Genomic DNA, 14,287 nt, shown 5'->3' on the forward strand with positions numbered 1-14,287 from the left:
CGCAAGGCATCGGCCGGCCTTGGAGGCTGGCTCTTGTTCTGTGTTGGCAGTTTCGGGGGCTCGCGCGATCCCTATGGGAGCGAGCCCCGTAGCAGCCAACTCGGTGGTTCAGGCGTCCTGCAACGCCCGTGGCCGGTTGCTGCGCTGCTCATCCGCGCCGCCCAGGGCCGTCTGCAGCTGGAAGTCGAACTTCAACTCGGCATGCCGCCCCGCCTCGCCTTCGACGAACACCACTTCCCCCACCAGCCCATCGCGCGTGGCATAGGCAAAGTCATCCCACAGGTACTTGTCCCCCGACAGGTTGATCTGCGTGGTCAGGTGCCGGTAACCCGGCGCCGAGATGAAGAAGTGCACATGCGCCGGGCGCTGGCCGTGGCGGCCCAGCAGGTCCAGGCACTCCTGGGTTGGCCCCTGCGGGTCACATCCGTAACCCGACGGCACGATGGAGCGTGCGCGGTAACGCCCTTCGGCATCGGTGACGATGCGCCGACGCAGGTTGTATTCAGACTGGCTCTGGTCGAAGAACGAGTAGGTGCCACGGGTATTGGCATGCCACAAGTCCACCGTGGCGCCTGGCAGCGGCTGCCCTTGCGGGTCGAGCACCTGGCCTTGCAGGTACATCACCGTGGCTACGCCCTCCTCGCTACCGTCGTCCATGCGCACTTCACCTTGGGCAATCGGTGCACCGGCCACGTACAGCGGGCCTTCGATGGTGCGTGGGGTGCCGCCGACCAGCCCGGCCTGCTGGTCCTTGGCATCCTGTAGCAGGTCAAGGAAGTGCTCGAGGCCCAGGCCCGCCACCAGCAGCCCGGCTTCGCCGCGGCCACCCAGGCGGTTCAGGTAGTCGACGGCATGCCAGAACTCGTCCTCGCTGATCTCCAGGTCTTCGATCAGCCGCGCAGTGTCCTGCAGCACACGCTGCACGATGCGCTTGAGCCGAGGGCTGCCGGCATCGTTGCCAACGCCTGCGGCCTCTGCAAAGAACTGCTGTACTTCGCCAGTTTGGGAAATTTTCACGGTCATGGGTTTACCTCATCTTGTTCTTTTCGGTTCAGGCCTGCGCCGCAACGGCCTGAGCGTGGCGCCGGCCACTGGCCAAGTGCACGGCCATGGCCAGCGCTGCGATGGCGCCAGGGATGGCGAAGGCTATGAAATTGAGTTGCAGCGGTAGGTTGATACCCATAAGCGCGCCGCCCAGCAGCGGGCCGACGATGGCGCCGTTGCGGCCGATGCCCGAAGCCCAGCCCAGCCCGGTGGAGCGCACCGACAAGCCGTACATTTGCGCAGCGCCGGCATACAGCAGAATCTGCGTACCAATGGTGGTGGCGCCGGCGATGAAGATCAGCAGGTACAGCACGGGCATTGGGCTGTTCACCCCCAGCAGGCTGATCGACAGCGCAGCGGCAATGAAGAACGCCACCTTCACCTTGACCAGGTTGTAGCGGTCACCCAGCCAGCCACCGAGGATCGCCCCGGCCATGCCGCCAAAGTTCAGGGCCAGCAGGAACGACAGGCTCGAACCCAGGCTGTAACCGGCGTTGGCCATCAGCTTGGGCAGCCAGGAACTCAACGCATAGACCATCAGCAGGCAGCAGAAGAACGCCAGCCATAGCGCCAGGGTACGAATCGCCAGGCCGTTGCGGAACAGCTCAAGTACCGACGCCCCGCTGCCTTTGCGATCAGCCGCCTGCAGCACGTCATCGGCCTGCACGTCACAGTTCGGGTCCAGCCGTTTCAGCAGCTTGCGCGCTTCATCGCTACGGCCCTGACGCACCAGAAAACCGATGGATTCCGGCAGGTAGTAGAGGATCACCGGCAACAGCAACAGTGGCACCGCAGCGGCGAAGAACATCGATTCCCAACCAAAGCGCGGCAGCATGAAGATGCCAACGCCCGCCGACAGCATGCCGCCCAGCGAATAGCCGCTGAACATGATCGCCACCAGCGTGCTGCGCAGGCGTTTGGGCGCGTACTCGTTCATCAGTGCCACGGCGTTGGGCATCAGGCCGCCACAGCCCAGGCCGGCAATGAAGCGGTAGATGCCAAACTCGCTCGGGCTGCTGGCGAAGCCATTGAGAATGGTCGCCCCCGAGAACAAGGCGAAACAGATGGCAATGCCCTTCTTGCGCCCGATGCGGTCGGCCAGGCTGCCGAATGCCAAGGCGCCGAACATCATGCCGAACAGCGCATAGCTGCCCAGCGCACCCGCCTGCAACGGGGTCAGGCCCCACTCTTTCATGATTACCGGCAGTACCACGCCGTAGATGAACAGGTCATAGCCGTCGAAGATCAGCAGCAGGCCGCACCAGGCCATGACCATCCAGTGAAACGGGGTAAAGCGCGCATTATCGATGATCGGGTGTACGTCAAGGGTTCGCATGGCATCTGTCGCTCTTGTTTTTGTTGTGGAGGAAAGCTGTTGCCGTGAGGTTGCTGCTCAGCCGAGGTCGCCGCCCCCTACCGGCAGGGTCACGCCGGTGATGTACGAAGCCTCGTCAGAGGCAAGGAACAAAATGGCGCCCACCTGCTCGTCGATGCTGCCGTAGCGGTGCATCAGGCTACTGTCGAGGGTCTGGTCGACGATCTGCTGGTACCAGCGTTTTTCCTGCTCGCTCTGCTCGGCGCTGTTACGCGGCACGCGCCGGGGCGGTGCTTCGGTGCCGCCGGGCGCGGTGGCGTTAACGCGGATGCCGCGGCCGGCGGTTTCAAAGGCCAGGCACGCGGTCAGCGCGTTGACGCCACCTTTGGCCGCGCCATAGGGCACACGGTTGACGCCACGGGTGGCGATGGACGAGACGTTGACGATGGCGCCGCTGCCGCGTTCGAGCATGTACGGCAGCGCGGCATGGCAGCACCACAGGGTCGGGAACAGCGAGCGGCGCACTTCGGCTTCGATCTGCTCGACTTCGTAGTGCTCGAAAGGCTTGGCCCAGATGGTGCCACCAACGTTGTTGACCAGGATGTCCAGGCGGCCGAAGGCTTGGACCGCACTGGCCATGACTCGGGCGCAGTCAGCGTGTTGCTCCAGGTCGGCAGTGAGGGTGAGCATGCCCTCGCCGGCCAGTTCGTGGACCAGCTCGGAACGGTCTACCGCGACCACTTGCGCGCCCTCGGCCTTGAGCCGCCAACACACACCCCGGCCGATGCCTTGGGCGGCACCGGTGACCAGGGCGACCTTGCCTTGGAATCTATTGTTCATATCCATCTCTCCGGTTCACCACGATCCCTGTGGGAGCGGGTTTACCCGCGAATGCGTCCGACAAGACATAACCGCTGTACCGGCCGGTCTCTTCGCGGGTAAACCCACTCCTACAGGGGGCAGTGTTGTGTTCGGGGTAAAGGAGTCAGGCCGCCGCCGCAAACTTCTCGTAGTAGAAGTTGACCGGGGTAATGCCCTGCTCACGCACGTACTGGCTGACCGCTTCTACCATCGGTGGCGGCCCGCACAGGTACACGTCCACATCGCCGTCATTGAGGTGGCGTGGCTCGATGTGCTGAGTCACGTAACCCTTCTGCGGGTACTGGCTGTCCGGGTTGGCCACGCAGGCGCTGTAGGTGAAGTTGGGGATGCGCGACGCCAGCGCTTGCAGGCGGTCGAGTTCGACCAGGTCGAAGTCGTTGGTCACGCCATAGATCAAGTGCAGCGGATGCTCGCTGCCCTGCTCGGCGATCCTCTCCAGCATTGCAGTGAACGGTGCCAGCCCGGTCCCTCCCGCCAGCAGCAACAGCGGGCGCTGGATTGGCCGCAGGTAAAAGCTGCCCAGCGGCCCGGCCAGGCTCATGTTGTCGCCGGCCTTGGCCAGGTTGGTGAGGAAGCTGCTCATCAGCCCGCCCGGCACGTTGCGAATCAGGAAGCTGACTTCGCCGTCCTTCTGCAGTGAGCTGAACGAGTAGGCGCGGCTTTGCTCGCTGCCCGGCACCTTGAGGTTGACGTACTGCCCCGGCAGGAATGCCAGGCGGCTGAGGGCCTCGCCCTTGATGGACAGGGCAATGGTACTGGCCGACAGTTGGCGCACATCGCTGATGGCCGCCTCGAAACTGGCTTGCTCGGTCTTGCACAGCTGCGACGAAGCCGGAATGCGGATCACGCAGTCGCTTTCGGCGCGCATCTGGCACGTCAGCACGTAGCCTTCGGCGATTTCGTCTTCGCTCAGGGCGTCTTCGATGAAGTTGTCGCCCAGGTCATAGCGCCCGGATTCGGCCTTGCATTTGCAGGTGCCGCAAGCACCGTCGCGGCAGTCCAGCGGAATATTGATGCCCTGGCGATAGGCGGCATCGGCCACGGTCTCGTGGCCGCTTGCCTCGATGAAACGGGTAACGCCGTCTTCGAAATTCAGTGCGATCTGGTAGCTCATGTTGCACCTCGCGGGCGAGCCGGCCCACGGCGCGTCGCAGGACGCACCGGGCAGTGCTCGCAAAACCTTGTGTCAGATGTGGTAGATGTCGATGACCTGACGCACGTAGTCGTTTTTCAGCACCACCTTCTTGGCCTTGATCAGCGGCTGTTCGCCGCGCAGGTCGAGGGTGTAGAAACTGGTGCCGAAATAACTGTCAGTGGTCTTGTAGCGGAAGCTCAGGGTGTGCCAGTTGAAACGCACCTGGCAGCTGCCCTCGCCCTGTTCGACGATCTCGATGTTGCTGATGTTGTGCGAGGTGCGGGTGTCGGGCACGGTCGCGCTGGAGCGTTCGGTCTTGATGCGGAACACTCGGTCTTCCAGGCCACCCCGGTTGCCGTACCAGATCAGCGAGATTTCGCTCTGTGGGTCTTCGGTCAGGGTATCGTCATCATCCCAGCTGGGCATCCAGAAGGTGGCGTCGCTGGCGTACAGCTCCAGCCACTGGTCCCACTGGGCGTCGTCCAGGTAGCGCGCTTCACGGTAGAGAAAGTCGCGCACGGTTTCATACAGGCTCATTGCACGGCCTCCACGGGGATCAGTTGCTGTTCGTCCTTGAGGGCCTGGATCATGGTGTCCTGCCAGTACTTGTGCTGCAGCACGAACAGGCCTTCGTCCTCGGTGCGCACGCCGGACAATAGCGGTTCGAGTTCGATTTCCTTGGCGGCCTCATCAGCGCCTTCGACCCAATGTTTAGCACCGCGGGACATATCGTTCCAACCGGTGCCGCCGCCGTAGCCGGTCTGGCACGAGCGGAACTCTTCCAGGTCGTCCGGGGTGGCCATGCCGCTGACATTGAAGAAGTCTTCGTACTGGCGGATGCGCTTGGCACGGGCATCGGCACTCTCGCCTTTCGGCGCGATGCAATAGATGGTGATTTCGGTCTTGTTCACCGAAATCGGCCGGGCAACGCGGATCTGCGAGCTGAACTGGTCCATCAGGTAAACGTTGGGGTACAGGCACAGGTTGCGCGAGTTTTCGATCATCCAGTCGGCGCGGGCCTGGCCGAAGTCGGCGGCCAGCTGGTCGCGGCGCTCGTAGGCCGGGCGGTCTTCGGGGTTGGCCCAGCGGGTCCACAGCAGCAGGTGGCCGTGGTCGAAGGAGTAGAAGCCGCCGCCCTGCTTGGCCCAGGAACCGGCGCTCATGGTCTTGATCTCGTCACCCGCTTCGCGCTGCTTGCGCTGGTTCTGGGTAGCGGCGTAGTTCCAGTGCACGGAGCTGACGTGGTAGCCGTCGGCGCCGTTTTCGGCGGTGAGCTTCCAGTTGCCTTCGTAGATGTACGAGCTGGCACCGCGCAGCACTTCCAGACCCTCCGGCGACTGATCGACGATCATGTCGATGATCTTGGCCGACTCGCCCAGGTGTTCCACCAGCGGTTTTACATCGGCGTTCAGGCTGCCGAACAGAAAGCCCCGGTACGACTCGAAGCGCGCCACCTTGGTCAGGTCGTGGGAGCCGTCGCAGTTGAAGCTGTCGGGGTAGCCGGCATTGCTCGGGTCTTTCACCTTCAGCAGCTTGCCGCTGTTGTTGAACGTCCAGCCGTGGAATGGGCAGGTGTAGCTGGAGCGGTTACCGCGCTTGTGCCGGCACAGCATGGCGCCACGGTGGCTGCAGGCATTGAGGAAGGCATTGAGCTCACCGTCCTTGTTGCGCGCGATGAAAATCGGCTGGCGCCCCATGGTCAGGGTGAGGAAGTCGTTCTTTTCGGGGATCTGGCTTTCATGGGCCAGGTAGATCCAGTTGCCCTCGAAGATGTGTTTCATCTCCAGGTCGAACAGGCGTGGGTCGGTGAACATCTCGCGCTTGCAGCGGTAGATGCCCTTTTCACGGTCGTCCTCGAGCATGGCATTGAGGTAGTCGAATCCCAGGGACATGGCCAGGGTCTCCATTGTTATTGTTTAGACCTGGTCAGTTTGGGCGCTGGTATTAGGCGGGAGTATCCGGTTTGTGCGCAGTAGTATCCGTTTTGTGCAGGCTTGCACGCGAAGGGGGTGGCGAAGTTCAGCGCCGGTTACGGAAAGTTTCCGAAGGCAATTCACCAAACTGGTGCCGATACACTTCGGAAAAGCGCCCCAGGTGCAGGAAGCCATAATCCAAGGCCAGTTCAGTCACGCTACGCACTGCACAACTGGCATCTCCCAGACAGGCACGCACCTGCTCCAGCTTGCGCTGACGCACATATTGCTTGGGCGTAGTACCAAGATGCCGGTCGAACAACGCATACAACGACCGCAGGCTCATGCACGCCTGCTCTGCCAGCGCCTCGGCTGGCAGCTCAAGTTTGAGGTTGCGATCGATATATTCGATGATCCGATCAAGGCTTACGCCAGGCGATCCCAGGCTTTCGCGGCGGATATTGGTGCTCATCAGGGTCAGCAGCTTGCTGGCGACAATCTGGCTGTAATGGCCCTGCACCCTGGGTAGCGAGTCGCTCACTTCCGCTTCATGGCAAACCATCGCCAGCAGGTTCACGAACCCGTCCAGTTCATCCAACCGATAATGGTTGCGCAAGAACCGCACGCCGCCTTCTGGCCGATGCCAGCGCTGTTCATCGCAGATCGAGTCCAGCAAGCGGGTCGGCACCTTGAGGATGAACTTCTCGCAGTCTTCTGAGTAAGTCAGATCAACTGGGTCGTCCGGGTTGATCAGCAGCAGCTCCCCTGGAATCAGGTGCTGTTCGCGCTTGTGCCCGCGCCACAGGCAATTGCCGTTGAGCAGCACTTGCAGGTGGTAAATGGTTTCCAGTGCTGGCGAGGTAACGCGCACGCTGCCACCGTAGCTGATACGACACAAGTCGAGTTCGGCGAACTTGCGGTGGCTGAGGCTGGCCTGAGGGTGGGTGGTACGCGACAGACCGATGCAATGCTGGCCCACATGCTGGTTCACATAATCGGACACAGCATAAGGGTCGGCGTGGTGAAACACGCTACTGCGTTCGCTCAGCAGGCGGCTTTCCATAGGCAAGGCACTCGGTATCGTTATTGTTCTGGTCGCCGCGTCCTACTGCCTTGTGGGCTGTGGTTGCGGTCGTCACGGTCATTCTATCGGGCCGGTTGCGGGTCGCGGGGGCAGGCGACAACCGGTGGATGGGCACACTACAGCAAAAAGGCGGGGGTTGGGCAATGCGGCGATGGGATTGGATGGGCGGATAACGGACAGGCCAGGTGCAGCCTGTGTTCGTTTATCGAACAGTTTCTTCCTGCCGCCCTGCCCACCCCTGGCTACGGGCACGATATTGGCGCGGAGCAACGGCAAACAACTCACGAAACCGCCGATAGAAATGCGGGAAACTGACAAACCCGCTGGCCACTGCCACCTCGGTCAATGACTTGCTGGTGTGTTGCAACAGTTGGCGCGCATGGGTCAGGCGCAGCTCCAGATAGTAACGCGGTGGTGTGGCCTGCACATGGCGGCGGAACAGCCGCTCCAAGTGCCGGCGAGACAAGCCGGCATGTTCGGCGATTTCGTCGATGCCAATGGGGTCTTCGATATTGGCATGCATCAATTCCAGGGCCAGGCGCACCCCCTTGGGCAGGCTGGGGTCGATTTCCGGGGCGCTGGCAGGTGCGTCGCTCATGACCCGCGCACGGTCACAGGCCAGCATCTGCTCCACGGCCCGGCGCAAGGGTACGCCACCGCACTGTTCAAGCATTGCCAACATCATGTCCAAGGCACTGCTGGCACCGGCGCAGCTCATATGTCGCCGGTCCAGCACATGGGCCTGGCGGCTGATACGTACTTTGGGGAACAGCTCGTTCATCATCGCTCGGCCATCGGGGTGGAAGGCGCAGTCGTGATCATTGAGCAAGCCAGCCTCGGCCAGGAAGTAAGCGCCGTTCCACAGCCCGCCCAGTTGGCAGCCGTACTGGTCGGCTTGGCGCAACTTGGCACGCAGTTGCGGCGCGGCCTCCAGGCGCACGCGAAAGCCACCACACACCAGCAGGCAGTCAAGGCCGTGCACATCCAGGTCAGCGAGCTGAGTGTTGACCGGCAAGGCGATGCCCAGGTCGCTCATCACTTGCGCGCCCTCGCCCACCACCTGGATCTGGAACAACGGCGTGGCACTCATCAGGTTGGCGGTGACCAGGCTGTCCATCGCAGCTGTGAAGGCCATCATCGAGAAGTGCTCGCGCAGGACGAAGGCCACGCGCTGGCACGGCATTGAAAGCGAAGTGCGGATGGCCGGGGCCAGGTGGGCCAGGTTGGTGCTTTTGAGGATGCTTTCGAAGTGGCTCATGGCTTTAACTCAACTGCGGGAGTTGCATTGGCTTCCACGCGGGCTTGCCCGCGAAGAAGCCAGCAGTGCTGGAACAGGTTACTTGCCGGCCTGGGCCGCTGCGTCGCGTGAGGCTTGCAGCCACTGATCGAACTGCTGGCGGTGGGCGGCAACCCACTGCTTGGCATGGCGCTCGATGTCTTTGGGCTTCTTCTCGCCCTGCTGCATCTTCAGGTTCTGGTTGCTCTCGTCGTCGGTGTTGATCTGCACCAGCGACAGGAACTTCAGCGCCGCCGGGTTCTTTTCGGCAAAGTCCTTGTTCAGCACGGCCACCACCTTGTCGATGGCAAAGCCCAGGTTTTTGCCGTGGTAGGTGGTGTCGACGTCGTTCTTGCCATCAGGCAGGTCGGTCTTCGGCACTTCCAGCCAGACCACATCCTTGCCTTCGACCAGCACGCTGGCGATCCACTGCGGCACCCAGGTGAAATACAGGATCGGCTTGCCTTCCTTGTAACGGGCGATGGTGTCGGCCATCAGCGCAAAGTACGAGCCTTGGTTGACGTTGACACTCTTGTCCAGGTCGTAGGCCTTCATGTGGTGGGAAATCACCAGCTCGCAACCCCAGCCCGGATTGCAACCGGTCATGTCGGCCTTGCCGTCGCCGTCGGTGTCGAACAGTTTGGCGATTTCCGGCTTTTTCAGGTCGGTGATGTACTTGATGTTGTACTGGTCGGCGGTTTTCTTGTCGATCAAGTAGCCCTGGGCGACACCCGGCAGAATGTTGCCGGTCTTGACCATCACATCATCGCCGCCAGCCTGCTGGTAGAACTTGTCGTGCAGTTTTTCCCACAGGTGCACGGTGAAGTCGGCATCGCCGTTGGCCAAGGCCACCATCATCACGCCGTATTCGGTCTCCTTGGGTTCCTGCACGTTGTAGCCCAGCTCGCGCAGGCCTTCCATGGCCACTTCACCGCGGAAACGCTCTTCGGCGATCGAGGGGAAAATCGGCGTTACCTTCACGCCATCACCCGGTTTGTCCGCCGAAGCGTTTGCGCCCAGCGCAGCGGCCACCAGGGTCAATGCCGTGGCACATTTGAGGATGCTGCGGGTGAATTTGGATTCGTGCATCGTCGCTTACCTTCTTCTGATTTTTATCTTCAAGTGCGGCAGATCGAACGTATCAAGTGTCTTGCTGTGCTCAGGCGGTCTTGCGCCGCCCTTTCACGGGCGCTGCGCCACACAGGCGCATCACCACGCCTGCGGGGCCAGTGTGGTACCAGCGCAGGCTCGGGTCGGCACTGGTGCGGGCGCCCATGGCCTGGGTCAGGCGGTCGAGGAAGATCGCCAGCAGCACCAGCCCCACGCCACCGACCGTGGCCAGGCCCATGTCCAGCCGGCCGATGCCGCGCAGTACCATCTGGCCCAGGCCACCGACCGAAATCATCGAGGCGATGACCACCATCGACAGCGACAGCATCAGGGTCTGGTTGAGGCCAGCCATGATGGTCGAAGTGGCCAGCGGCAGTTGCACGCGGGTCAACATCTGCCGTGGGGTGCAGCCGAAAGCGCGGGCGGCTTCGATCTTGTCTTCCGGCACCTGGCGAATACCCAGGTTGGTCAGGCGCACCAGCGGCGGCAGGGCGAACACGATGGTCACCAGCACGCCAGGTACATTACCGATGCCGAACAGCATCACCACCGGGACCAGGTAAACGAACGCCGGCAGGGTCTGCATGGCATCGAGCAGCGGGCGGATAATGCTTTCCAGGCGGTTGCTGCGGGCGCAGACGATACCCAACGGAATGCCGATGACCGCGCAGAAGAACACCGACGTCAGTACCAGGGCCAGGGTGGTCATCGACTCCGACCACACACCGATCAGGCCGAGCAAGGTCAGGGTGATGAAGCACAGTACCGCCATGCGCTTGCCTGCCAGCTGCCAGCCCAGCAATGACGAAAGGAGGATGCCGATGGTGGGCGGGATGCTCTGCAGGGTGAACTCGATGCCATTGAGCACCTGGTCGATTGGCCAGCGAATGGCGCGGAACACCTCGCGGAAGTTGTGCACCAGAAAGTTCAGGGTCGCGGTGACCCAGTCGCCCAAGGGGATGGTGGCCGCCTGGAACGGGTCAAGCAGGCTGAATTCGGACATGAGGGCTTACCTGTTCTAATAAACGCTACGGGCGCTTCTTGGATTAGTTGCGGCTCAGGGTCTGCAGCAGCTCGTTCTTCGACAGCGTGCCCTTGAAGGCGCCCTGACGGTCGAGCACCGGCACCGGGTACGGCAGGTCGGCAGCAATCCCGAGGACTTCGTGCAGCGGCGTGTCGGTGTACACCGGGCGCTGTTCGTGCAGGCTGTAGCGGTCACTGGCAGTGGCGCCGTTGACGTCGGTGTCGACCACGCCCAGCAACTGCCCGCGCTCGTCGACCAGGTAGCCAAACGGCACGCCGGCCTGGAAGCTCGGCGCCTTGCCATTGACCTTGCACACCACGGCCGGGTCGAACCTGGCCACATCGCCGGCCTTGAGCACCCGCGAGCTGTCGAAGCTCTTGAAGAAAGTACGCACGTAGTCGTTGGCCGGCTGGTTGATCAGCTCTTGTGGGGTGCCGATCTGCACCACACGGCCACCTTCCATGATCGCAATGCGATGGCCGATGCGGATGGCTTCTTCGATGTCATGGGAAATGAAGATGATGGTGCGTTGTTGCTCAGCCTGCAGGCGGATCAGTTCGCCCTGCATCTCGCTGCGGATCAGCGGGTCGAGTGCGGAAAACGCCTCGTCCATCAGCAAGATCGCCGGGTCGTTGGCTAACGCCCGGGCCAGGCCCACACGCTGCTGCATGCCACCAGACAACTGGTGCGGGTAACTGTTCTCGTGACCGGCCAAGCCAACCTGGCTCAAGGCTTCACGGGCGCGGCTGTGGCGTTCGGCTTCCGGCACACCGGCAATTTCCAGGCCGAAGGCGGTGTTCTCAAGCACGCTCATATGCGGCATCAACGCGAAGGACTGAAACACCATGCCCATTTCCTTGCGGCGCACATCCAGCAAGGCTTTGTCTGAAAGACCGGTAATTTCCTTGCCGTTGAGGTGAATGCTGCCGGAAGTGGGTTCGATCAGGCGGTTGAACAGCCGCACCATGGTCGACTTGCCCGAGCCCGAGAGGCCCATGATGACGAAAATCTCGCCACGCTTGACGGAAAAGCTTGCATCGAACACGCCGACAACGTGGCCGGTCTTGCTGAAGATTTCGTTCTTGTCGGCGCCCTTGCGGAGCATCTCCATGGCCATGTTCGGGTTGGGACCGAACACCTTGAAGATGTTGTTTACCGAAAGAATCTCATCGGCATGGCTCATACGACCCTCTTTATTATGCTTATTAACCAATCAATCAACATCGCACTTTCAATAAGGCGGGTAGCGATCAGTGCGAGTACGCTTGGCAGTCCGTTCAAATTCGAACGTGAGTCAAAACCGGCACGCAGAATGTCCTGCTTCAAAAAGTTATCCGACATCGATGTCTCGAATGTCGCGCCGTGGCGTTAACGTTAGGCCCAGCGCCAGAGCGGGTCCAACGACATTTGTATGGCGCTAACCATTACCTGAAGTTATCAATCGGGCGCTGAGGCCGTAGGTAGAGCCGCCCGCACATTTACCTGTTGGCGAGGAACAGGCTAGAGTGGCGTGATTGGCTAGATGAAGGACCTCCCCGCTACCCATGGTCAGACACTCCGAACCCGATCAGACGCTGATCAAGATGCCCTCGCTGCGTGCGGTCAAAGTCTTCGTCGCCGCCGCCAAGTACCAGAACTTCACCCGTGCCGCCGAGGCGCTGTGCGTCACCCAGGCTGCAGTCAGCCGGCAAATCCGCGAGCTGGAGACCTACCTGGGCGCCGAGTTGTTCACCCGTGTGGGCCGTGCGGTGGAGTTGACCGTGGCCGGTTCGATCTTCTTCGATGCGGTGCAGTTATCGTTCGTCAACATCTCCCAGGCGGCCGAGCGTATCCGCAGCAACACCAATACCAAGCAGGTAGTCACCCTGTGCTGTTCACCGGCCTTTGCCGCCTTGTGGATGGGGCCGCGCATGCCGAAGTTCTTCGCCGAGCACCCGGACATCGACATCAACCTGGTAACCACCCAGAACTTTCTGTCGATGGAGCCCGGGGTGCGCCCGGACATCTACATCACCAAGTTGGGCAAGGTGCAGGCGGGCTATAGCTCGCACCCGCTCAACCATGACGTGATCTACCCAGTGTGCACGCCGCAGTATTTGGCGCAGCACCCGGAGGTAGGAACCCTTAAAGGGTTGCGCGATGGTACCTTGCTGAACCTCAGCCCCTACGGCCGCTCGCAAGTCGCCGAACATGTGGACTGGAATGTGTGGCTGGCCTTCCATGACGTCGACCTGAAAAGCCGCGCCAGTACCGCACCGCATTTCTTCAATGCCAACGACTACAACCTGTTGGTGCAACTGGCCCTTGGCGGCCAGGGCGTGGCGTTGGGCTGGCATCACTTGGTCGAGTCGCTGGTGGCACAGGGGATGCTGGTAAGGCCAGTGGCAGAAGAACTGGTGCTCAAGGACACCTTTCACTTCCTGGCATTCAATGAAGACAAGGAGCATGAGGCCAGCTGCCTGCGCTTGCGGGACTGGTTGCTGGACGAGTTTCAGCCGTTGTTGGAGTCGTTGGGTAATCGGTAACCCTGCGCTTTCGGAAACAGCTTGCAACCAAACCAACCTGCCATCCCGTCACTTTTTCGACACCCAGCACAGTGCTTCTGCTAGAAAGCCCACATGCCTACTCTCTTCGTCACCCACCTGCGCCGCCGCTGGCTCCCCTGGGTGTGCGCCATTCTGCTGGTCATCGGCCTGCCCACCAGCTGCGCCGTGCTGCAGTACAAGGAGCGCGAGCTGGTGTTCCGCATCGAGCCTGGCCAAGCCAGTTGGTTTCGCGGGCTGCCCAGCGGCGTGCAGGAACTCGACCTGCGCCCGCACAGCTTCAGCGATAACCAGAGCCTGCACGCCTGGTGGTGGCCGGCCAAACGCGCCAACGCGCCGGCCATCCTTTACCTACACGGCGTGCGCTGGAACCTTACCGGCCAGTTGTTCCGCATAGAACAGCTGCATGCCATGGGTTATTCGGTGTTGGCCGTGGATTATCGTGGCTTTGGCCGAAGCCGTGGCGACCTACCTTCCGAGGCCACGGTCTACGAAGATGCACGCATTGCCTGGGAGCGCTTCGCCCAGCTGCAGCCAGATGCCGGCAAACGCCTGATCTTCGGCCATTCTTTGGGGGGCGCGGTGGCGGTGGAACTGGCCAGTGAGCTGACACGCGAATCACAGAACAACGGTGCCAGTGTGCCGGCACGCGGGTTAATCCTGGAGTCGACCTTCACTTCACTGGGCGATGTCGCGGCGGCAGTGGCCAATACCTCCTTGCCAGTGCGCTGGTTGATGTCGCAAAAGTTCGACTCGCTGGACAAGATCAAGGGGGTTGGCCTGCCTGTGCTGCTGGTACACGGCCTGGATGACCGATTCGTGCCAGCGCGTTTCAGCCAGCAATTGTATGAAGCAGCCCACCAGCCCAAGACATTGCTGCTGGTGCCCGGGGCAACCCATAACAACAGCATGAGCCTGGCCGGGCAGCGCTATAAACGCGCCATACAAGCGCTGCTCTGAA

Annotated in this window: 13 protein-coding genes; 2 read left to right on the forward strand and 11 right to left on the reverse strand. The window is 61.7% G+C overall.

Annotation, left to right across the window (positions count from 1 at the left end):
• Positions 1 to 108: 108 nt before the first annotated feature.
• The 11 genes from catA to ACNQP3_RS14200 form a co-directional block, all read right to left on the reverse strand.
• Positions 109 to 1,023: a catechol 1,2-dioxygenase gene (catA, locus tag ACNQP3_RS14150; RefSeq protein ID WP_264317256.1), complete on the reverse strand. Its 915-nt coding sequence runs from the start codon at positions 1,021 to 1,023 to the stop codon at positions 109 to 111.
• Positions 1,024 to 1,051: 28 nt separating this feature from the next.
• Positions 1,052 to 2,380 carry an MFS transporter gene (locus ACNQP3_RS14155; RefSeq protein ID WP_012272321.1) on the reverse strand — a complete coding sequence of 443 codons (1,329 nt, stop codon included), beginning with the start codon at positions 2,378 to 2,380 and terminating at the stop codon, positions 1,052 to 1,054.
• 57 nt (positions 2,381 to 2,437) lie between these two features.
• On the reverse strand, positions 2,438 to 3,199 hold the full coding sequence (locus ACNQP3_RS14160) for a 1,6-dihydroxycyclohexa-2,4-diene-1-carboxylate dehydrogenase (RefSeq protein WP_012272322.1): 762 nt from the start codon (positions 3,197 to 3,199) through the stop codon (positions 2,438 to 2,440).
• A 145-nt stretch (positions 3,200 to 3,344) separates the two neighbouring features.
• Complete coding sequence (gene benC / locus ACNQP3_RS14165; RefSeq protein ID WP_264317257.1) at positions 3,345 to 4,355, reverse strand: benzoate 1,2-dioxygenase electron transfer component BenC; 1,011 nt, start codon at positions 4,353 to 4,355, stop codon at positions 3,345 to 3,347.
• Between the two features lie 72 nt (positions 4,356 to 4,427).
• Positions 4,428 to 4,913, reverse strand: coding sequence for a benzoate 1,2-dioxygenase small subunit (benB, locus tag ACNQP3_RS14170; RefSeq protein WP_012272324.1), 486 nt, complete (start codon positions 4,911 to 4,913; stop codon positions 4,428 to 4,430).
• Positions 4,910 to 6,268: a benzoate 1,2-dioxygenase large subunit gene (gene benA, locus ACNQP3_RS14175; protein WP_069942614.1), complete on the reverse strand. Its 1,359-nt coding sequence runs from the start codon at positions 6,266 to 6,268 to the stop codon at positions 4,910 to 4,912. Before benA ends, benB begins: the two co-directional genes overlap by 4 nt.
• Before the next feature lie 127 nt (positions 6,269 to 6,395).
• Positions 6,396 to 7,352: an AraC family transcriptional regulator gene (locus ACNQP3_RS14180; protein WP_012272326.1), complete on the reverse strand. Its 957-nt coding sequence runs from the start codon at positions 7,350 to 7,352 to the stop codon at positions 6,396 to 6,398.
• A 223-nt stretch (positions 7,353 to 7,575) separates the two neighbouring features.
• Positions 7,576 to 8,631 (reverse strand): GlxA family transcriptional regulator, encoded by a 1,056-nt coding sequence (locus ACNQP3_RS14185; protein WP_264317258.1) that lies wholly within the window; start codon positions 8,629 to 8,631, stop codon positions 7,576 to 7,578.
• A gap of 78 nt (positions 8,632 to 8,709) precedes the next feature.
• Positions 8,710 to 9,738: a glycine betaine/L-proline ABC transporter substrate-binding protein ProX gene (gene proX, locus ACNQP3_RS14190; protein WP_060493653.1), complete on the reverse strand. Its 1,029-nt coding sequence runs from the start codon at positions 9,736 to 9,738 to the stop codon at positions 8,710 to 8,712.
• A gap of 70 nt (positions 9,739 to 9,808) precedes the next feature.
• A complete protein-coding gene (proW, locus tag ACNQP3_RS14195; RefSeq protein WP_012272329.1) occupies positions 9,809 to 10,762 on the reverse strand; it encodes a glycine betaine/L-proline ABC transporter permease ProW in 954 nt (317 codons plus the stop codon).
• A 43-nt stretch (positions 10,763 to 10,805) separates the two neighbouring features.
• On the reverse strand, positions 10,806 to 11,966 hold the full coding sequence (locus ACNQP3_RS14200; protein WP_012272330.1) for a quaternary amine ABC transporter ATP-binding protein: 1,161 nt from the start codon (positions 11,964 to 11,966) through the stop codon (positions 10,806 to 10,808).
• A 361-nt stretch (positions 11,967 to 12,327) separates the two neighbouring features.
• On the opposite strand from ACNQP3_RS14200, the gene ACNQP3_RS14205 reads away from it, so the two are divergent.
• On the forward strand, positions 12,328 to 13,308 hold the full coding sequence (locus ACNQP3_RS14205) for a LysR family transcriptional regulator (RefSeq protein ID WP_060493652.1): 981 nt from the start codon (positions 12,328 to 12,330) through the stop codon (positions 13,306 to 13,308).
• A 93-nt stretch (positions 13,309 to 13,401) separates the two neighbouring features.
• Positions 13,402 to 14,286, forward strand: coding sequence for an alpha/beta hydrolase (locus ACNQP3_RS14210; protein ID WP_012272332.1), 885 nt, complete (start codon positions 13,402 to 13,404; stop codon positions 14,284 to 14,286).
• Position 14,287 lies beyond the last annotated feature (1 nt).

Source organism: Pseudomonas sp. LFS074, assembly GCF_047978165.1.
Lineage (GTDB): Bacteria > Pseudomonadota > Gammaproteobacteria > Pseudomonadales > Pseudomonadaceae > Aquipseudomonas > Aquipseudomonas putida_P.

Bases quoted from the DNA above. Each gene is read 5' to 3' on its own strand.
- catA (WP_264317256.1), bottom strand. From the start codon at position 1,023: ATGACCGTGAAAATTTCCCAAACTGGCGAAGTACAGCAGTTCTTTGCA.
- ACNQP3_RS14155 (WP_012272321.1), bottom strand. From the start codon at position 2,380: ATGCGAACCCTTGACGTACACCCGATCATCGATAATGCGCGCTTTACC.
- ACNQP3_RS14160 (WP_012272322.1), bottom strand. From the start codon at position 3,199: ATGAACAATAGATTCCAAGGCAAGGTCGCCCTGGTCACCGGTGCCGCC.
- benC (WP_264317257.1), bottom strand. From the start codon at position 4,355: ATGAGCTACCAGATCGCACTGAATTTCGAAGACGGCGTTACCCGTTTC.
- benB (WP_012272324.1), bottom strand. From the start codon at position 4,913: ATGAGCCTGTATGAAACCGTGCGCGACTTTCTCTACCGTGAAGCGCGC.
- benA (WP_069942614.1), bottom strand. From the start codon at position 6,268: ATGTCCCTGGGATTCGACTACCTCAATGCCATGCTCGAGGACGACCGT.
- ACNQP3_RS14180 (WP_012272326.1), bottom strand. From the start codon at position 7,352: ATGGAAAGCCGCCTGCTGAGCGAACGCAGTAGCGTGTTTCACCACGCC.
- ACNQP3_RS14185 (WP_264317258.1), bottom strand. From the start codon at position 8,631: ATGAGCCACTTCGAAAGCATCCTCAAAAGCACCAACCTGGCCCACCTG.
- proX (WP_060493653.1), bottom strand. From the start codon at position 9,738: ATGCACGAATCCAAATTCACCCGCAGCATCCTCAAATGTGCCACGGCA.
- proW (WP_012272329.1), bottom strand. From the start codon at position 10,762: ATGTCCGAATTCAGCCTGCTTGACCCGTTCCAGGCGGCCACCATCCCC.
- ACNQP3_RS14200 (WP_012272330.1), bottom strand. From the start codon at position 11,966: ATGAGCCATGCCGATGAGATTCTTTCGGTAAACAACATCTTCAAGGTG.
- ACNQP3_RS14205 (WP_060493652.1), top strand. From the start codon at position 12,328: ATGGTCAGACACTCCGAACCCGATCAGACGCTGATCAAGATGCCCTCG.
- ACNQP3_RS14210 (WP_012272332.1), top strand. From the start codon at position 13,402: ATGCCTACTCTCTTCGTCACCCACCTGCGCCGCCGCTGGCTCCCCTGG.